The sequence below is a fragment of the Mucilaginibacter flavus genome, from assembly GCF_030409315.1.
Classification (GTDB): domain Bacteria; phylum Bacteroidota; class Bacteroidia; order Sphingobacteriales; family Sphingobacteriaceae; genus Mucilaginibacter; species Mucilaginibacter flavus.
The window spans coordinates 109,665-128,035 of sequence record NZ_JAUFPS010000097.1; the positions used below are offsets into that span (position 1 = coordinate 109,665).

Annotated in this window: 17 protein-coding genes and 1 pseudogene; 15 read left to right on the plus strand and 3 right to left on the minus strand. The window is 44.2% G+C overall.

Translation table 11 applies throughout. The features are described 5' to 3' along the window. The first annotated feature begins 4 nt into the window (after positions 1-4). The 3 genes from QWZ17_RS29130 (at position 5) to ligD (ending at position 3,470) form a co-directional block, all read left to right on the plus strand. Entirely contained in the window at positions 5-238 is a 234-nt protein-coding gene (locus QWZ17_RS29130; protein ID WP_290308885.1) for a hypothetical protein, read from the plus strand. An 82-nt stretch (positions 239-320) separates the two neighbouring features. Then, positions 321-494, plus strand: coding sequence for a hypothetical protein (locus QWZ17_RS29135; protein WP_290308886.1), 174 nt, complete (start codon positions 321-323; stop codon positions 492-494). 54 nt (positions 495-548) lie between these two features. After that, positions 549-3,470 (plus strand): DNA ligase D, encoded by a 2,922-nt coding sequence (ligD, locus tag QWZ17_RS29140; protein WP_290308887.1) that lies wholly within the window; start codon positions 549-551, stop codon positions 3,468-3,470. Positions 3,471-3,616: 146 nt separating this feature from the next. Here the strand turns inward: ligD and QWZ17_RS29145 are convergent, their stop codons facing one another. Further along, positions 3,617-4,228, minus strand: a complete 612-nt coding sequence (locus QWZ17_RS29145; protein WP_290308888.1) for a hypothetical protein — start codon at positions 4,226-4,228, stop codon at positions 3,617-3,619. 80 nt (positions 4,229-4,308) lie between these two features. Between QWZ17_RS29145 and QWZ17_RS29150 the strand changes: the two are divergent. Then, positions 4,309-5,331, plus strand: a pseudogene (locus QWZ17_RS29150) (IS481 family transposase); the annotation flags it as partial. 181 nt (positions 5,332-5,512) lie between these two features. Here QWZ17_RS29150 and QWZ17_RS29155 read toward each other — a convergent pair. Continuing rightward, positions 5,513-5,635: a hypothetical protein gene (locus tag QWZ17_RS29155; protein WP_290308889.1), complete on the minus strand. Its 123-nt coding sequence runs from the start codon at positions 5,633-5,635 to the stop codon at positions 5,513-5,515. A gap of 632 nt (positions 5,636-6,267) precedes the next feature. On the opposite strand from QWZ17_RS29155, the gene QWZ17_RS29160 reads away from it, so the two are divergent. From QWZ17_RS29160 to QWZ17_RS29175, 4 genes are all read left to right on the plus strand, one after another. Then, positions 6,268-6,918: a hypothetical protein gene (locus QWZ17_RS29160; protein ID WP_290308890.1), complete on the plus strand. Its 651-nt coding sequence runs from the start codon at positions 6,268-6,270 to the stop codon at positions 6,916-6,918. 77 nt (positions 6,919-6,995) lie between these two features. Beyond that, positions 6,996-7,124 (plus strand): hypothetical protein, encoded by a 129-nt coding sequence (locus QWZ17_RS29165; protein WP_022833727.1) that lies wholly within the window; start codon positions 6,996-6,998, stop codon positions 7,122-7,124. 4 nt (positions 7,125-7,128) lie between these two features. Continuing rightward, entirely contained in the window at positions 7,129-7,296 is a 168-nt protein-coding gene (locus QWZ17_RS29170) for a hypothetical protein (RefSeq protein WP_290308891.1), read from the plus strand. Positions 7,297-7,300: 4 nt separating this feature from the next. Beyond that, positions 7,301-8,368 (plus strand): DUF932 domain-containing protein, encoded by a 1,068-nt coding sequence (locus QWZ17_RS29175; RefSeq protein ID WP_290308892.1) that lies wholly within the window; start codon positions 7,301-7,303, stop codon positions 8,366-8,368. Positions 8,369-8,495: 127 nt separating this feature from the next. Here QWZ17_RS29175 and QWZ17_RS29180 read toward each other — a convergent pair whose 3' ends face one another. Next, a complete protein-coding gene (locus QWZ17_RS29180) occupies positions 8,496-8,759 on the minus strand; it encodes a hypothetical protein (protein ID WP_290308893.1) in 264 nt (87 codons plus the stop codon). 481 nt (positions 8,760-9,240) lie between these two features. Between QWZ17_RS29180 and QWZ17_RS29185 the strand changes: the two genes are divergently transcribed. The 7 genes from QWZ17_RS29185 (at position 9,241) to QWZ17_RS29215 (ending at position 18,359) form a co-directional block, all read left to right on the plus strand. After that, positions 9,241-9,555 carry a DUF6660 family protein gene (locus QWZ17_RS29185; protein ID WP_290308894.1) on the plus strand — a complete coding sequence of 105 codons (315 nt, stop codon included), beginning with the start codon at positions 9,241-9,243 and terminating at the stop codon, positions 9,553-9,555. 78 nt (positions 9,556-9,633) lie between these two features. Next, a complete protein-coding gene (locus QWZ17_RS29190; protein WP_290308895.1) occupies positions 9,634-14,010 on the plus strand; it encodes a CusA/CzcA family heavy metal efflux RND transporter in 4,377 nt (1,458 codons plus the stop codon). Between the two features lie 3 nt (positions 14,011-14,013). Continuing rightward, entirely contained in the window at positions 14,014-15,210 is a 1,197-nt protein-coding gene (locus QWZ17_RS29195; RefSeq protein WP_290308896.1) for an efflux RND transporter periplasmic adaptor subunit, read from the plus strand. 2 nt (positions 15,211-15,212) lie between these two features. Continuing rightward, positions 15,213-15,626, plus strand: coding sequence for a Fur family transcriptional regulator (locus tag QWZ17_RS29200; protein WP_290308897.1), 414 nt, complete (start codon positions 15,213-15,215; stop codon positions 15,624-15,626). 49 nt (positions 15,627-15,675) lie between these two features. Next, a complete protein-coding gene (locus tag QWZ17_RS29205; RefSeq protein WP_290308898.1) occupies positions 15,676-15,852 on the plus strand; it encodes a hypothetical protein in 177 nt (58 codons plus the stop codon). 17 nt (positions 15,853-15,869) lie between these two features. Beyond that, positions 15,870-17,903 (plus strand): heavy metal translocating P-type ATPase, encoded by a 2,034-nt coding sequence (locus QWZ17_RS29210; protein ID WP_290308899.1) that lies wholly within the window; start codon positions 15,870-15,872, stop codon positions 17,901-17,903. A 24-nt stretch (positions 17,904-17,927) separates the two neighbouring features. Beyond that, positions 17,928-18,359 (plus strand): RNA polymerase sigma factor, encoded by a 432-nt coding sequence (locus QWZ17_RS29215; RefSeq protein ID WP_290308900.1) that lies wholly within the window; start codon positions 17,928-17,930, stop codon positions 18,357-18,359. The last annotated feature ends 12 nt before the right edge of the window (positions 18,360-18,371 follow it).

The following is an 18,371-nucleotide window of genomic DNA, read 5'->3' on the forward strand; positions in this document are numbered from 1 at the left end:
CCCTATGGAAAGATTTAAAATTAAATGTGAGATATTACAAAAGCCGGTAGAATTGCAGTTCGATATTAAGAAAATGCCCGGCGAGATCGGGCCATGTTACATGGTTACTGTGGACGGTCTTTTCAGAGGTTACATTAAAAAAGAAAAAACCGGAATGTTCGGACAGTTAATGAACTCAGATTTTGATGAAGAAGTAATGTTAGTTATTAATAGCGAACTGAAAAAACTATTAAATTAAGATTTTTACTCTTAGGTAAATCAATCAAACAGATTGGGGTTGATATTGTTAAAGTTAAAATCATCTACTAATAACTAAAACTATGGCAACAAAAGGTACAAAAGTGGAAAGGCATTCCGTATCGGAACAACCACACGAATTAGCTTATGAAGCTAAAAAAGAAGGCACTACCGCAAAAAAAGTAGAAGCTGCTAAAAAATCAGCCGGATCAAATCAGCGCACCGCCGTTGAAAGCAAACTGACCGGAAAGAAATAAGCCGAAACAAAAATTAATAGAAAGCCCCGCAAGGGGCTTTGTTGTCTTTGGCTTATGAAGATTGCTACTTACAATATCAACGGAATCAATGGCCGTTTGGAAATCTTACTGCGCTGGTTGAAAGAAGCGCAGCCCGATATTGTATGCTTGCAGGAGTTGAAATCAGAAACCCATAAGTTCCCCGAAAGTGCAATCAGCGATGCCGGTTATCACGCAATATGGCATGGTCAGAAAAGCTGGAACGGTGTTGCCATACTATCCAAATCAGAAATAAGAGAATTAAGAAATGACTTACCTGGCGAAGATGAAGAGTTTACGCACAGCCGTTATATTGAAGCTTTTATTAACGGAATTGTCATTGGTTGCATATACCTTCCAAATGGCAACCCTTATCCTGGGCCAAAATTTGATTATAAATTACGCTGGTTTGAACGTTTAGCGGATCACGGCCAGGATTTGGTAAATCGCGATCTGCCGGTAATTTTGATTGGTGATTACAATGTAATGCCAACCGAGTTGGATACGTATAAACCTGAAAAATATTTGGAAAATGCGTTATTCCGTCCTGAAAGCCGCAAGGCTTACAAAGACTTGGTGGATCAAGGTTGGACGGATGCGATACGAACACTTTACCCTAATGAGCGAATTTATACTTTTTGGGATTATTTGCGGGATGCTTACGGCAGGAACGCCGGTTTGAGGCTTGACCATTTCCTGTTAAACCCGAAAATTGCCCGACGACTGGCGGCTGCCGAAGTTGACAAAGAAGTTCGTGGCTGGAAAGGTGCAAGTGATCACGCACCTGTATGGATTGAACTGGCCGACGAAGATTTGCCGGAAAGTAAACTTTTAACTAAAAAAGCTGATCCGCTCGAAACGAAAATTAAAGAAGCCGAAACAGGCAGCACAAATAATAGTCGTCCTTCAGCAGATCTCAATACGGTGCTAAAAAACGCACCCAAATCAAAAATTCCTACGGACATAAAACCAATGAAGGCTACTTTGGTAGATGCTCCATTCGATAACCCTGGTTGGATATATGAAATTAAATGGGATGGTTATCGCGCCGTTGCGATTGTGGACAAGGGAAAAGCTAATTTATTTTCCCGAAGTAATATCCCATTTGATCAATTCAGCCCGATTAATGACTTGTTGGAAAAATTAAAGTTGAACGCGGTGTTAGACGGCGAAATTGTCGCGCTGAATGAACAGGGGAATGCCAACTTTGGCGCTTTACAAAATTGGCGTAATTCTAAAAATGCTAAGCTGGCTTATTTCGTTTTTGATATTCTTTGGTATGATGGAAATCTCCTAATAGACTTGCCGCTATATCAACGACGTGAAATATTGAAAGCCGTTTTGCCGCCTGATGATGAATTGATCCGCATAAGCCAGGCATTTGAGGTAAACGGTATAGAGTTTTTTGAGTCTGCCAAAAAAATGAAACTGGAAGGCATCATTGCGAAGCGGTCGGACAGTTTATATACCTCTGATGCCCGTTCTCGTGAATGGCTTAAAATCAAGGCCAAGCGCAGACAGGAAGTAGTTATTGCTGGATTTACTAAAAACGAAGGAACGGGTAAATATTTTAGTGCGCTTGCTATCGGCGTTTATGATGGGAAAGGTGTGCTTCGTTATATAGGCAAAGTTGGCACAGGCTTTAACGATACTAAACAAAAGGAAATGATGGCGCAGTTTAAGCCATTAATCACCAACGAAAGCCCTTTTGATGTTGAACCCGATGTAGATGAGCCGTCGCAATTCCGCCCAAGAAGATTAGGCGCTAAAGCAACCTGGTTAAAACCTGAACTGGTTTGTGAGGTGGAATTTGCAGAAATAACGAGCTATGGTAAGGTTCGCCAGGCATCATTTAAAGGTATGCGCAGTGATAAAAAACCGAAAGATGTGGTGATGGAAATTGAAGCCGACACTGATGAAGTAGTTGACCAGTTTAATTTACAGGCAGATATTAAAGAAGTTGAAGAACAAAAGGCAGTCCCTTTGGTAAGAAAGGCAACAAAACCTCAATCAACCAAAACTCCCGCAAAGCTTTTGATCACTTCCAAAAAGGAAACGGAAGAAGTAAAAGTTGAAGGTCACCTCCTAAAGCTGACGCATCTTAATAAATTCTACTGGCCGGAGGATAAAGTCACAAAAAGGGATATGTTTAATTACTATCATCAGGTAGCGCCTTTCATGGTGCCTTACCTGAAAGACAGGCCAATGTCTCTCAACCGTTTTCCAGGCGGCATACACGGCGAAAGTTTTTATCAAAAAAATGTAAAGGATAAGGCACCGGAATGGGCTGAAACCATGCCGCATACTAATGGTGAAGGAGTTGATAAAGATTATTTGCTCGGCAACAACGAAGCAACCTTGCTATGGATGGCTTCTTTAGGATGTATTGAAATGAACCCGTGGTTTAGCAGAGTTCAATCGCCGGATAATCCTGATTATTGCATTATTGACCTTGATCCCGATAAACAGCATTTTGACCAGGTTATACAGGCAGCATTGGAGGTAAAAAAGGTTTTAGATGCCATTGATGTTCCGAGCTATCCTAAAACATCGGGTTCTACAGGTATGCACATTTACATACCGCTCGGCGCTCAATATACTTACGACCAAAGCCAGCTATTTGCCAATATCATTGTCAAACTTGTACAAAAGCAAATTCCTGATTTCACCACCCTCGAAAGAATGATTTCCAACCGAAAGGGCAAAATGTATCTTGACTTTTTACAGAACCGTCCTGGTGCTACAATAGCAGGCGTTTATAGTCTACGACCTAAACCAGGCGCCACAGTGTCTATGCCTGTGACATGGGATGAGGTCCGGCCAGGATTGACAATGCGTGATTTTACGATCCACAACGCTATTGACCGCCTAAAAGAAACGGGTGACTTGTTTACCGGTGTTTTAGGTAAAGGTATAGATCTCGCGACCACCGTTAAAAGAGCACAGGAAATTTTTTAAAACAAGTTTGAATCTTAACAAAGATCAAATTAAAAAGCCGCTGATAGTTTTACTGTCAGCGGCTCGGTGTATTTATTACAAATGCTTATTTCTTTTTTGATCCTGCGGTTGATACCGTGGAAGTTGCCGGACGATAAACAACAGGATTAACGCCGTCCCTTATTCTTAATGACGGTGGTGGTGTCGGTTTTACTGCTCCTTGTGCCATTGTTTGATGGGTTTATAATTAAACGTTGCGTAGTGTCTTTATATTTTAACGTTAAAGTCACCGGTATGCCAGATTCAACTTTAACTTTCTGTACTTTATCCTTCCCTTTACTGATACCAAAATCAATGCCAAACGGAATGATTAACAAACTTAACGAAATTAAAGAATAAATCATGTATTGATGGCATTGAAAACGATGAAAAGTTTTTTCACGGTTATTGATCTGGTTATTCGCTGTATTCGTGATCAGTTCTGATGTCAAATAGTCTTCAAAATCTTTTTGTGCCGATATAATGATGTTAGCCGGAGTTATGCCTGCCTGGGCGGTATAAAAAGTAATTAGCCCTTGATAATAAGTATTCAGGACATCAGCATCATTCAGGTAAAAATATTCCAGTCCGTTTTGAAGGTCGGAAAATGCCCTGACCAGGCGATAAATGGAAACACTTAATAAACCTACAGATACCAGCCCGATAACCGCGAAAACTATAGATAGCGTTAGATTATCATCAAAATTAAAGTTAGTGGTCGCATAGAACAAGCCGGCCACTAAAGCGGTAAGGTGTAATAGATTAGACTTAATCTGACATTATTGAATAAAATAATGTAACTTTAAAACAGATTAAGACAATGACAACAGAAAAGAAACTAATCCAACCGAAGTTAGGATTACTGAAGTTGGCGGAAAAATTAGGCAGCGTATCGGAAGCCTGTAAGGTGATGGGATATAGCCGGGACAGCTTTTACAGATTCCAAAAGCTGTATGAAGAAGGTGGTGAATTGGCCCTTAAAGAGATCAGCCGGAGTAAGCCTCTATTAAAGAACCGTATTGATCCGGAGATTGAAAAAGCAGTTGTCGCTTACGCAGTGGATCAGCCAGCTCACGGGCAACTGCGGGCATCCAACGAACTGCGGAAAAAGGGCATAACAGTAAGCCCGTCCACCGTAAGATGCGCATGGCTTCGAAATGACCTGGAAACGTTTCAAAAAAGATTAAAGGCGCTTGAGGCGAAAGTAGCACAGGATGGTTTGATCTTAACTGAAGGGCAGGTGGCAGCCTTGGAACGGAAGAAAGCCGATCAGGAAAGTAAAGGGGAAATAGAAACCCATCACCCCGGATACCTCGGCGCCCAAGATACCTACTACGTAGGATACATAAAAGGGGTAGGTAAAATATATCAGCAAACCTTTATTGATACTTATACCCGTGTGGCCTTTGCCAAGCTGTATGACCGTAAAAACGCCCTGGTAGCAGCTGAGATGCTTAATGACAGGGTACTACCTTTTTATCAATCCCAACAAATTGACCTGCTGCGTATTTTGACAGACCGGGGAACGGAGTATTGCGGGGCCAGGGAGCATCACGAATTTGAGCTTTACCTTACCATCGAAGATATTGACCATACCAAAATTAAAGCGAAAAGCCCGCAAACGAACGGTATTTGTGAGCGGTTTCACCGAACTATGCAAGACGAATTCTATGCCATTGCTTTCCGCAAAAAAATGTATGCCACAATTGAAGCCTTACAAACGGACGTAGACGAGTGGATGGCCTATTACAACAATGAAAGGCCGCATTCAGGAAGATATTGCTATGGAAAAACACCGATGGAAACGTTCGCAGACAGTAAAGCCCTGGCAAGAGAAAAAAACACAACAGGACTTTTCGGACAAAGCCTTAACTTAGCTACATCAGGACAAGCGGAAACAGGCTCTGCTGGAGAGCAACCTGCCAGGAATATCCTGACCGATGGAAATGATAAAGCGGTACTGTCCACACAGTCCGCTTTACCCTCATATCATTTTTATCGAAATGCCTAAAAAAACTCATTTGTCAGATAAAGTCTTGATTATTACAGGTAAGGATACCGATAGGCGTAGATAACGAGGAATTGATCTCATTCTTACGCTCCAATGTTTTATCGTACTGGTCTTTATAAAATACGTATTGTTCCAAGCTGTTAGTTGATGAGTTAAGGCCTACACAAAAATACGGATAAAAACCAAAATGAAAAGATGGGCGAAATTACGATCCGTTCAGTTGATGTAAATAGATCATGCTGCCCCTTTCAGGCCGGGCTTTACACTCTATCTTTTTCCAAAAGGATGCCGTTGCAATCCCTGTCAGGAAATAAAAGATCCGCTGCCTGAATGTCCCGCTCCAGCATTTTTGCTGCGCTGCAAAAGCTTCGCCTTAACTGCAACTACAAATAACTCCGATTAAGCGCATTATTCAGGACTTCACTTGTTTACCCGCTTCATTTTATTGCGCCGGGAAAAGCTTCGCTTGCCTTCATGCTGCACTTAATTGACTGCTTAAATATCAGATGCTTTCAAGATGCTATTTTTCAAGAAACGGCCTAAAAGAAACTCAAGCTCGGTCAACTTCCACGTACGAACGCATAATGACCTCCGCTGTGCTGCGGTCACCCTTCGGGACTTATAGTTCTCCCGTGAAAGTTCTACGACCGGCTTTTTGAGCTTTCTTTTTTTCCGTTTTTTCTTTTGAAAAATAGCTTTTCAGGGAAAGTCTTCGGGGAAAGAGGGAAACGAAAAATAAATTTTTAACCCTTTTAAATCATTTAAAAAATGAAAACAGCAGAAAAAAATGCAACCGCAGTACAAGGTACAGCAGCAAAAAACAACCAAACAGCAAACAGAGTTGAAAACCGCCCAAGCTTAACAGGAAAGGAAGCCAAAGAAGATGAAAACGCTAAAGATCAAACACCTGCCAAAACTCCGCAAGTTGAGGCAACCAAAACTGCCGAGGTTAAGACCGATAGCCCCGCTACAGTGGATAACCAACCCGCTAACGTTGCGCCTTACACCACAGGACAGGGATTAGACGAAGCACCGAAAGCCGAGCCAGCAAAAGCGGAGGAAGCTAAAGCAGAACCCGCAAAAGTTGAAGAAGTGAAAGCCGAACCTAAAAAGTTCGCTTTGAACTTAGAGCAAACGTTAAAATCGGTGGAGGGCTTACACCGCCTAAGCATTCAGCGCATTACCCTTTTATCCCGCATTAAGTTATTGGAAGATTTTGAGGTAAAACTGATCGAGGAGAACGACGAACTGGAAAATAACCCTTATCAGGGTTGCAAGCTAATTATCAAAGATGATAAAGGCCGGGAGTTTGTCACTAACACGCCTAACCTTATCCGCATGGTTTCCCAATTCATTTTCGATGCCTGCCACGAAAAACTGGCCGAAATTGAAGCCAACATCATTTTTCCAAATGCTTAAACAAATTATGCTCCCATCCCGAAAGCTATCGGGATGGTGAGCATTTTTTATGGTTTCACAAAAAAACAGCAATTCCTATGTACGAGCAATTTATAGAACTGACCAACCAAATATTTTGGGAGGGTTACGCCGAAACGTTAGCGAAAGAAAACCCTGCAAGGTTTCAGTTAGAACTAAGCGATTTTATGAATACCTATCAATTTTAACGCAATGGAAGATAAAATCTTTTTACTGGTGAAAGTCACCATAAAAACCACGCATGGCAGCATACACGATGCTATAAAGGAACTGCAAACTGAAACGGTTTTACAGGTGAGCAGCACCCCCAATGTGGAAGTATTACAAACAAAAATTATTGAACTGAATACAAAAAATTAAAGTCATGGCACATCAAATAAATTTCAATCAGAAAACAGGCAAAAACAGCTTTATGAGCGTTAAGGAAAAAGCCTGGCACGGGTTAGGGCAAATTATAGACCGTTATCCAACCAGCAGCGAAGCGATACAGCACGCGGGTTTGGATTACATCGTTGAGAAACGTCCTTTGTTTACTTATGATACTGCAAATCATTTAGGCGAGGGAAGCGACGATATCATGATCCCCGAAATAGAAGTGCCCAATTTCTTTGCAACCGTTCGGGCAGATACCGAGCAGGTTTTAGGAGTAGTCGGCAATGATTACGAAGTGGTACAAAACCGTGATGCGTTTTCGTTCTTTGATGCTATCGTTGGCGGTGGTGATGGGATTTTATACGAGACGGCAGGGGCTTTAGGTAACGGTGAACGGGTTTTTATTACTGCTAAGTTGCCCGATTATATTCGGGTGGGCGTTAAGGACTGGATAGAACAGTATTTGTTTTTAACGACTACGCACGATGGTTTAGGAAGCATTACCGCCGCTTTTACGCCAATCAGGATAGTATGCAACAATACGCTAAACGCAGCTATGAACAATCATTCGGGGGCTATAAAAATACGTCATACCGCCTCCGCCACCGAGCGCTTAAAACAGGCGCATACGCTTATGGGTATCAGCAGATCATTAAGCGGTGAAATGGAAGGCTTATTTAACCAGTGGGCGAAAGTGCGCATTACGGATGCGGAGGTTAAAAAATTGATACAGATCGCAATGGCACCTAACAAAGAGGTTTTAGAAAATTTAGCAGAGGGTAAATTAGACCTGCTATCTACACACTATACCAATATCGTTGATAACGTGTATGAGTATGCTTTAGGAAGCCAGACCCAGCAGATGGACACCACCGCAGGAACAGTATTTGGCGCATATAATAGCGTTACAGGCTATTTTCAGAATGTGCGTAGCTTCAAGAGTGAAGAAGCAAAGTTTAAATCTATCATGGACGGGACAGCCAAACAAAGGGCGCAGACCGCCTTTAATCTTTGCCGTGATTTTGCGGTATCGGGAAGCGAAGCCCTGATCTACAATTAATATTTACAAGGGGGAACAATCCCCCTTGTTTTCAAAATTGCCCGGCGGCGGGCTATCGCCCGCCCGAAGAACGCCCCCTGTTTTCGTATTGTTTGATGATCTTTGGTGAAAACAGGGGGCGCTGATCTTAAGAAGATTTAGTTAAACTTGACAATGGTATCTCCACCGCAAATTTCATCGAATCAGAATAGAATTTTTCAGTACGCTGCATAGGCTCGCCCTTGATCAGCTTTTTCCCATCTTTAAGCACAAAATGAAATTTGGCTCCATCAAAAATAAATATCCTGGAAGCTATAAATTCTTCCGCTTGCTCCAATTCGTTGAAGTCAGTCCGGCATACGAAAAAACCATCAGGTGATTGATAAAATACTGAATAAGGCAGGTTTTGCATAGCAGTAATATTTGGTAATTGTTAAATAACGTATATTAGAAAACTATTTCAGTCAAGATAACACTTGACTTTGTGATAAGGTTTAGGTTAAAGATCCCGTGCAGCGAGTGTCCGGGATTTTTATTTTACCTCGTCTTTGCTTAGTTTATCTATCCACTTAAGCATTTTATGAATGGCATCAACGTTGCGCACTTATCAAAAATGCTTAACCGTCTTTTGTCATTGTCCGTCATCCCATTAAATTAAATCATTTTTAAAAGAAAAAGGAAAAAAAGAAAGCATAAATATTTGCCCGCGCCCGGAAAAAGGAAACGGAATAAGTCCCGAAGGGTATGGCCTGCTGAAACGAAGCGGCTATATTATGCCGTAGTCTTTTTCGGATATAAACCTGATCAAATACGCGGGCAAAGCTTTGCGGTGCTTTTTTTGATATTTCGCAGCATTTTGTTATTTAGAATTATTCTAATACATTTGCCGTTGAATGAAATACATCGCGTTCATATTCAGTATCTACTTTACGCTGCTGGCATTACTGCCCTGCCAGGACAGAGAAGATATGATCGCCAGCGTGATGCACGTAACCATTCAAAAAAGTCATGCACCGAGTGACGAAAGGGGTCAGGAAACCTGCCCGCCTTTTTGTACCTGTTCATGCTGCTCGACAGCCAGGCATCTAACAGCAACCGTAGCTATCGGCGTTTTTACAAAAACAATCGCCAGTGTATATCCTGATTACAGCATACCCGCCGTCCAGGAACAACCGATCAATATCTGGCAGCCCCCGCAAATAAGCTAATACGAAATTTCTTGATGTTTTCGCCTGCAATCAACTTTGCACGGCTTTTCCGTATTCGTATTCATTTATTACAAATTTATGTTTGACAAGATTATCGCGTTCTCTATCCGGAACAAGGTAACTATCGGGATCATGACACTGGTTTTAATACTGGTGGGCATTTATTCGGCCTACAACCTGCCGGTTGATGCGCAGCCCGATATTACCAATAACCAGGTACAGATCATTACGCAAGCCCCCAGCCTTGGGGCACAGGAAGTAGAGCAGTTCATTACCGCTCCCATAGAATTATCCATGGCCAATATCGCCGGGATCATAGAAAAACGTTCCATATCCCGTTCCGGCATATCCGTGATCACCATTGTATTTAAGGATGATGTGGATATTTATTGGGCAAGGCAGCAGGTCAATTCCCAATTGAAAGAAGCTGAAAACAGTATTCCGGCAGGCCTGGGTGAACCCTCCCTGGCACCGATCACCACCGGGCTTGGTGAAATTTACCAGTATGTGATCCATGCCAAAAAAGGCTATGAAAATAAATACACCGCTACCGACCTACGAACCATACAGGACTGGCTGGTACGTACCCAATTGGCCGGAACCGTTGGACTGGCCGAAGTCAGCGGCTGGGGCGGTTATGTTAAACAATATGAGATCGCCCTGGATAATGATAAGCTGAACTCTTTGGGTATCACTATACCGCAGGTATATGAAGCACTGCAAAAGAACAATGAAAATACCGGCGGCTCCTACATCGAGCAACAGCGCAACGCTTATTTCATCCGTGGCCTGGGACAGGTGCAAAACCTGGACGATATCCGCCGGATAGTGGTCGCCAACACCAAAGGCTCTCCCATATTGGTACGCGATATTGCCACAGTGCAATTCGGCAGCGCGACCCGTTACGGAGCGGTAACCCGCAACGGCGAAGGCGAAGTGGTCGCCGGTGTCGCCCTGATGCTCAAAGGCGAGAACTTTAGTGAAGTGATCAAAAATGTTAAAGAACGGATGGTGCAGATCCAAAAATCCCTGCCGGAAGGTGTGGTGATCGAACCATTCATTGACCGTACCGAACTGGTTGGCCGGGCCATCAATACGGTTAAACGTAATCTTTTGGAAGGCGCATTGATCGTGATATTCGTGTTGGTCCTGCTGCTGGGGAATTTACGAGCAGGTTTAGTTGTGGCTTCGGTTATCCCTTTTGCCATGCTATTCGCTTTTTCCATGATGCGGCTTTTCGGGGTATCAGGTAACCTGATGAGTTTGGGGGCAATAGATTTTGGTTTGATCGTTGACGGCGCGGTGATCATCGTCGAAAGTGTAGTTCATCACATCACCACAGGCAGCTATAAACAAAAAGGTGTAGAAAAGCTGACCACCGCGCAAATGGATGTGGAGGTTCGGGACAGTGCCAGCAAGCTGATGAAATCAGCTGCATTCGGACAGATCATCATACTGATCGTTTACCTGCCTTTGCTATCCCTGGTCGGGATCGAAGGCAAGATGTTCCGGCCAATGGCGCAGACCGTAGCGTTCGCCATTTTGGGCGCGTTTATCCTGTCGCTGACCTATGTGCCCATGGCAAGCGCCCTGTTCCTTAGTAAAAAAACTTCACACAAACGGAATATCTCAGACCGTATCATCGGGTTTTTACAGCGCATTTACCAGCGTTCTTTGATCGGCGTTTTGAAGATCAAAGTGATCACCGTAACCATTGTATTCATCGTGTTTGGTATCGCGATATGGGCGTTCAGCCGGATGGGCGGCGAATTCATCCCTACGCTGGACGAAGGCGACCTGACCGTAGAGATTTCCATGATGCAGGGCACTTCGCTCACCGAAGTGGTCAAAACGTTCGGCAAGGCAGAGAAGCTGTTAAAAGCCCAATTTCCCGAGATCAAACAGGCGGTTACCCGTATCGGCAGTTCCGAAATACCAACCGACCCTATGCCGATGGAAAAGGGCGATATGATGCTGGCCATGAAACCTAAAGGGGAATGGAAGTCCGCAAAGAACAAAGAGGAAATGATCGATAAAATGGAAGATGCGCTGTCAGCTATTCCCGGTATTAACGTCGAAATTTCGCAGCCGATGCAGATGCGTTTTAACGAACTCATGACCGGTATCCGCCAGGATGTAGCGATCAAGATCTATGGGGATGATCTCGATATCTTAGCGGTGCAAGCCGATAAACTTGCTAAACTGATCGCGCCGGTAAAAGGCGTTAGTGAACCCTATATCGAAAAAGTAAGCGGATTGCCGCAGGTACAGGTAGCTTATAACCGGGATAAAATGGCGCAGTACGGTTTAAATATCAGCGATGTGAACATGATCCTGAAAACCGCCTTTGCCGGAAGTGTGACCGGTGTGGTATTTGAAGGCGAAAAGAGGTTTGATATGGTGGTTCGCCTGAACCGTGACCTGCGGGAAAATATATCGGGTGTTGAAAACCTGCTTATTCCGCTGCCTTCGGGTAATAAAGTGCCGTTGAGCCAGGTAGCGGATATCTCTTTTAAAGATGCGCCTGCGCAGGTTTCCCGTGAAGACGGCAAAAGGCGCATTTACGTCGGTTTTAATGTAAAAGATCGTGACGTGGAATCTACCGTAAAAGAAATTCAAGCAAAACTCAACACCGCGCTTAAGTTACCTACAGGATATTACCTCACCTATGGCGGACAATTCCAGAACCTTCAAGCGGCTAAGGCAAGATTGCTGATCGCTGTCCCTGCGGCTTTGCTGTTTATCCTGGTGCTGTTATATGTAACGTTCCGTTCCATAAAAGAAAGCCTGCTGATCTTCACAGCGGTTCCCTTAGCTTCTATGGGCGGTGTGGCGGCATTACTTATTCGCGGGATGCCGTTCAGCATATCCGCAGGTGTGGGTTTTATCGCCTTGTTTGGTGTGGCCGTACTTAACGGTATCGTACTGATCGGTTACTTCAACCAATTAAAAGAAGAAGGTATGTCCAATATTTATGACCGTGTTTTAGAGGGCACCAAGACCAGGCTTCGCCCGGTACTGATGACTGCCTCCGTAGCTTCTTTAGGTTTCCTGCCGATGGCTTTATCGTCAAGTGCAGGTGCAGAAGTTCAAAGGCCGCTGGCTACTGTTGTTATCGGCGGTTTAATAACCGCGACCTTTTTAACGCTGTTTGTGCTGCCATGCCTTTACCTCTTATTCAACCGCAAAGAAGCCGGGAAGATCAAAGTGCCTAAAGCTCTGGCTACACTACTGATGGTGACCGGTTTTGGTATTTTCCAGCAAAACACCGCACAGGCACAAAGCAAGGTGCCGCTAACCTTAGATAGCGCGATCAACCAGGCCCTTAAAAACAACCTGCAGATCCGTTCGGCGGGTTTATCCATCGAGCAGGCCAGGGCATTGCAAAGATCAGGCACGGATATCCCCAAAACTGAATTAATGGTAACACAAGACCCGACCAGCGGCGGTAACATGGATAATGCGATTGGGATCACCCAAAATATTGCCTGGCCCGGCTTGTACAAAAACCAGCGCAAGTTACTGAACCAGCAAACGCTGTTGGCTGAACGCAGCGGACATTTAACACGAGCCGATATTATCCGTCAGGTACGGAGCGCCTGGTATGCTTATCTGCTGAACAGGGAAACCCTGCGCATCCTGAATTATCAGGACAGCGTTTACAAAGGCTTCGTAAAAAAGGCGGAGATCAGGTTCAAAACCGGCGAAACCTCTAATTTGGAACTGATCAGCGCAAGGAATAAATACCAGGAAATTGTAGCCCTCAAAATTGGTGCGCAGGCAGATCTGCAAAGCAATGAATTGAGTTTGCAACAATTGCTTAATACTTCCGGGCCGTTGGTTATTGCTGAAAGTAATCTGCCCCTGGTATTGAACCTGCCGACGGACACGATCAATGTGGCTAACAACCCGCAGGTGAATGTCGATCTTCAAAACATCGAGGTCGCCAACGCGAGGATCGCCGTTGAAAGATCAAAAGGATTGCCCGATTTGACTTTAGGCTATAACCAGCAATTGGTTATTTCAGGCTTTAATCCTGCGGGCATCAACCGGGACTATTCACCAGGAACGCGAATTGCAGGCATTCAGGTAGGTGTTGCGCTGCCCATATTCAATGGGGCAAACCGTGCGAGGATCAAATCCGAACGGCTTTCCGCCCAGGTAGCGCAGACCAATTACCAGCAGACGCGATCCCAGGTGCGCCTGCAATATGAGCAGGAAGTACAGCAATACCAAAAATTCAAACAGGCGGTTGATTATTACCGTTCAGGCGGTTTAAAACAAGCCGACGAACAGTTACGCATAGCGCAGGTATCGTTCAACCTGGGCGAGATCGGGTATATTGAATATATCCAAAATATGTCCGCAGCAGTACAGGTCAAATTAGCGTACATAGAAGCGGTGAGCCGCTTGAACCAGTCCGCCATTCAAATACAATTTATCAAAGGAGAATAAGCAATGAACATTCAAAAATATAAACTTATCACAGCTGCCTTTTTGATCGGGTTAGCCTTTGCTTCCTGTTCGGGTGATTCCGGTAAAAAGGAAACGGATAGCAAAGAGAACGCAGGCGCGCCGGAAACAGCCAAGAAAAAGGCCGACGGGCTGGAACTGACCGCGGAGCAAATGCAAACGGTTGGCATTGTAACCGGCCCAATCGCGCAAAAAAACCTGGATTCAGTCATTAAAGCTAACGGCCAATTGGCCGTGCCGCCACAAAACAAGGCTGATGTGAGCATCCTTTCAGGCGGTATCATTAACCATATCAGCGTGATCGAAGGCCAGCAGGTCAAGCGCGGGCAGTTACTGGCCACCATTAAGAACCAGGATCTTATTAAGATACAGCAGGATTATCTCGCGGCTAAAAACAATTTTACTTATGTGCAGGCAGAATATAACCGGCAAAAGCAATTGCAGGAAGCCGGTGCAGGCACGGGTAAATCTTTCCAGTCTTCCGAAGCGACCTATCATGCGGAACGCTCCCGGATCACCGCTTATGAAAGCCAGCTAAGCCAGTTGGGCATTTCACCCGGCAAAATAACGGATGGCAATATCGTTTCACAATTCCCTGTTCTTTCACCGATTGGCGGCACCGTTGGCCAGATCACCGCTAATACCGGCGCATTTGTTCAGCCCGGCACTTCTATCATGGAAGTGGTGGACAACTCCAAGATCCACTGTGACCTTACTGTATTTGAGAAAGACCTCATGCACGTTAAAGTCGGTCAAAAAGTGAGTTTCCAGTTGACCAATCAGGAAAATCAACAGATCACCGGAACGATCAATGGTATCAATAAATCGTTTGAAAATGAAAGCAAGGGTGTTACGGTTCATGCGGTCATCAATAACAAGGAGCAAAAGAACCTGATTCCCGGCATGTATGTAACGGCCTTGATCAGTACAGGCAGTAGGCTAACCTCGGCCGTTCCGGTTGATGCCGTTGTGCGTTCGGAAGGCAAGCAGTTTGTTTTTATGGTTTTATCAGAAAAAGCCAATGTTTTCAGGTTCAAAAAAGTGGAGGTATCCACCGGGGTAACAGAATTAGGCTTTATACAGATCAAACCGCTTGAAGAACTGCCATCATCCGTAAAGGTCGCCTTAAAAGGCGCATTCTATTTACAATCAAAAGCAGCCGGTGGCGCAGAGGAAGAATAGCGATGAAAGAACTGGAAAACACATTGCTGGAAAAGCAGATCAACCCAACCGCCATGCGGTTAGTGGTGCTGGATTACCTGCTGAAACAAACCAATGCCGTAAGCCTGACTGATATGGAACTCGGCCTGGAGAAAACCGACCGCGTTACACTGTACCGCAGTGTCAAAACATTTGAAGAACATGGATTGGTACACCGGATAGATGACGGTACCGGCACTACTAAATTTGCGCTCTGCCAGCCGGCTTGTACGGTTGATGGTCACCATGACCTTCACGTACATTTTTACTGTACCAATTGCAGCGAAACCCACTGTTTACCTAAGACGCAAATACCTGAAGTCAAATTGCCGGGCGGTTACGAGCGGCAGGAAACAAGTTTGCTTGTCAAGGGTTTATGCGCTGAATGCAGGAAATAATTTGCACTACGATTGCAGGGCATACCTGCTTAAATTTGAAGTATTGATCATGAATGAAGAAAAATTTGAGGGCTTTGACGATCAGCTGAAAGATCTGCGGCCCGAAGTAAAACAAAAGGCATTGGAACTGGCTGCCGGGTATCATCAGGATGGCCTGCAATCAGGTGTAGCTTTGAAAAAAGCTATTGCAGAAGCTGAACTCTGGTTTTTGGATTCAGAAGGTTAAACCGTTAAATTAAAAAAATGATGCAAAAAGAAAAGAAGAGCGGTATGGCAGAGACAACTCAGCCGGATGCCCCAATAAAAACAGGAGAAGATAAAGCCGAGGTTAACATCATAAAGGATACTGATCGCGAATTAAAATCCGAGGATGATGAGGAAGAAGATGAAACAGTTGACCTGAACAAGCCTGCTGAAGAAGAAAACTGGCTAAGCCATTGGCCGCTGCTTACCGCCTTAGCTATATTGGCCGTCATGCTAACCCTGGAATTTGGGTTTAAATTTCAGCCGGCTTTCCCGATAAATCTCATCATATTTTCCGTGGCATTTCTGCTGGCGGGTTATAATGTATTAGGTATGGCCTGGCGCAAAGCCAGACATTTCGATTTCTTCAACGAATTTTTCCTGATGAGCGTAGCCACTTTGGGGGCATTCAGTATCGGCTCCTATAGTGAAGGCGTAGCGGTTATGGTATTTTATTCTATTGGAGAATGGTTCCAGGATGCAGCAGTAAACAAAGCCAAAAAGAGCATTAAGGCCTTACTGGATATCAGGCCGGATAAAGTAACGGTGATCAGGGACGGCAAAACATTGGTTACTAACCCGAAGGAGATCAAAATTGATGAGATCATCCAGATAAAAGCAGGCGAAAAGGTAGCGCTGGATGGTGAACTTTATTCTGATGAAGCGACTTTCAATACAGCGGCGTTAACCGGCGAAAGCAAACCGGATACCAAGAGAAAAGGTGAAACCGTGCTGGCCGGGATGATCAATTTAGATAAAGTGTCGGAAGTGCAGGTTAAATCACTTTTCAAGGATAGCAAATTGAGTAAGATACTGGAAATGGTGCAGGATGCTACCGCTCGTAAATCCCAAACGCAGTTGTTTATCAGCCGCTTCGCCAAGATCTATACGCCGATTGTTTTTGCGCTTGCCTTGCTGGTTTGTTTTGCACCCTATTTATTTACCGATCCTTATAATTTCCATCAATGGTTTTACCGTGCGCTGGTATTCCTGGTGATCAGCTGCCCTTGCGCCTTGGTGGTATCTATACCGCTTGGTTATTTTGGCGGCATCGGCCTCGCCTCCCGTAACGGTATCCTGTTTAAAGGCTCCAATTTTTTAGATGTGATGACCACCATCAACACGGTTATTATGGATAAAACCGGAACATTGACCAAAGGTGTTTTTAATGTTCAGGAAGTAGTAGCTGAAGGAATTGACCAAAAAGAATTGGTAAGGATCACCGCAGCGCTCGAAAGTAATTCCACCCATCCCATTGCCAAAGCTGTAGTTATTTATGCCGGAGATACTTTGGAAGGGTTGAAAGCAAAAGATGTCGAAGAAGTATCCGGGCATGGCTTAAAGGGCACGGTCGATGGTAAAACGGTTTTAGCGGGAAATACGAAATTGCTTAAGAAATTTAATATCGCCTATCCATCCAAAGTAGATCAACTGGTGGATACGGTTGTTGTCGTCGCTGTTAACGAAAAATATGCCGGGTATCTGACCATCGCTGACGAGATCAAAGAAGATGCTAAACAGGCCATTGAGCAGATGCACAGTTTGAAAATTCAAACCATCATGCTGTCGGGTGATAAACAGGCCGTAGTTGATAAGGTGGCCAAATTATTAGGTATCGATAAAGCCTTCGGTGATCTGCTGCCTGATGGGAAAGTAGAAAAGGTACAGGAGTTTAAAAATGCGGGTAGCCGTATCGCATTTGTGGGGGATGGCGTGAATGATGCCCCGGTGGTAGCGCTGGCTGATGCCGGGATCGCAATGGGTGGTTTAGGCAGCGATGCCACCATCGAAACCGCAGATATTGTTATCCAAAATGATCAGCCCTCCAAGATCACTGCCGCCATTCAAATTGGCAGGATAACTAAGCGGATCGTATGGCAAAACATCACCATCGCGATGGTCGTCAAGGTGATTGTCCTCGTCCTTGGCGCAGGTGGTGTTGCCAATTTATGGGAGGCAGTTATTGCTGATGTCGGCGTTGCGCTTTTAGCGATCCTGAATGCGGTCAGGATACAAAAAATGAAGTTGAAATAGATCATTCATTAAACTGGTTAAGTTATGTTAATCGATACAGATGATGAAGCCTTATTAGGATTGTTGCATAACAATACCACAAGGAACGAAGCTTTTAAACAGGTACTAAACAAGTACCAGAAAAAAATATATTTTTTCCTGCGGAAAGCAGGTTTGGAACATGAGGCTGCGGATGAATTGATACAGGATGTCTTTTTAAAATTCTGGAAATTAACAACGGCAAAACAGGAAAGCGGTACCATACTTATTAAACTTTATCGCCTGTCAGCCGAAAGGCTAAACAAAAGTCATCTGGCGGGTTTGAAGGGCATAACTCAGCAAGAACGTATTATTGTCCTTTTAAAAACGCAGGAAGAGTTTGATTTTCAGGAAACAGCACAAATAACCAATATACCTGTTAAAGAGGTGAGAGACCTTTTTAAAACAGGTATCAGCAAAATAACAGATCAACTTTAAATTAGAAACTCC

Bases quoted from the DNA above. Each gene is read 5' to 3' on its own strand.
- QWZ17_RS29160 (WP_290308890.1), top strand. From the start codon at position 6,268: ATGAAAACAGCAGAAAAAAATGCAACCGCAGTACAAGGTACAGCAGCA.
- QWZ17_RS29205 (WP_290308898.1), top strand. From the start codon at position 15,676: ATGAATGAAGAAAAATTTGAGGGCTTTGACGATCAGCTGAAAGATCTG.
- QWZ17_RS29180 (WP_290308893.1), bottom strand. From the start codon at position 8,759: ATGCAAAACCTGCCTTATTCAGTATTTTATCAATCACCTGATGGTTTT.
- QWZ17_RS29135 (WP_290308886.1), top strand. From the start codon at position 321: ATGGCAACAAAAGGTACAAAAGTGGAAAGGCATTCCGTATCGGAACAA.
- QWZ17_RS29130 (WP_290308885.1), top strand. From the start codon at position 5: ATGGAAAGATTTAAAATTAAATGTGAGATATTACAAAAGCCGGTAGAA.
- QWZ17_RS29185 (WP_290308894.1), top strand. From the start codon at position 9,241: ATGAAATACATCGCGTTCATATTCAGTATCTACTTTACGCTGCTGGCA.
- QWZ17_RS29165 (WP_022833727.1), top strand. From the start codon at position 6,996: ATGTACGAGCAATTTATAGAACTGACCAACCAAATATTTTGGGAGGGT.
- ligD (WP_290308887.1), top strand. From the start codon at position 549: ATGAAGATTGCTACTTACAATATCAACGGAATCAATGGCCGTTTGGAA.
- QWZ17_RS29170 (WP_290308891.1), top strand. From the start codon at position 7,129: ATGGAAGATAAAATCTTTTTACTGGTGAAAGTCACCATAAAAACCACG.
- QWZ17_RS29195 (WP_290308896.1), top strand. From the start codon at position 14,014: ATGAACATTCAAAAATATAAACTTATCACAGCTGCCTTTTTGATCGGG.
- QWZ17_RS29215 (WP_290308900.1), top strand. From the start codon at position 17,928: ATGTTAATCGATACAGATGATGAAGCCTTATTAGGATTGTTGCATAAC.
- QWZ17_RS29210 (WP_290308899.1), top strand. From the start codon at position 15,870: ATGATGCAAAAAGAAAAGAAGAGCGGTATGGCAGAGACAACTCAGCCG.
- QWZ17_RS29190 (WP_290308895.1), top strand. From the start codon at position 9,634: ATGTTTGACAAGATTATCGCGTTCTCTATCCGGAACAAGGTAACTATC.
- QWZ17_RS29175 (WP_290308892.1), top strand. From the start codon at position 7,301: ATGGCACATCAAATAAATTTCAATCAGAAAACAGGCAAAAACAGCTTT.
- QWZ17_RS29200 (WP_290308897.1), top strand. From the start codon at position 15,213: ATGAAAGAACTGGAAAACACATTGCTGGAAAAGCAGATCAACCCAACC.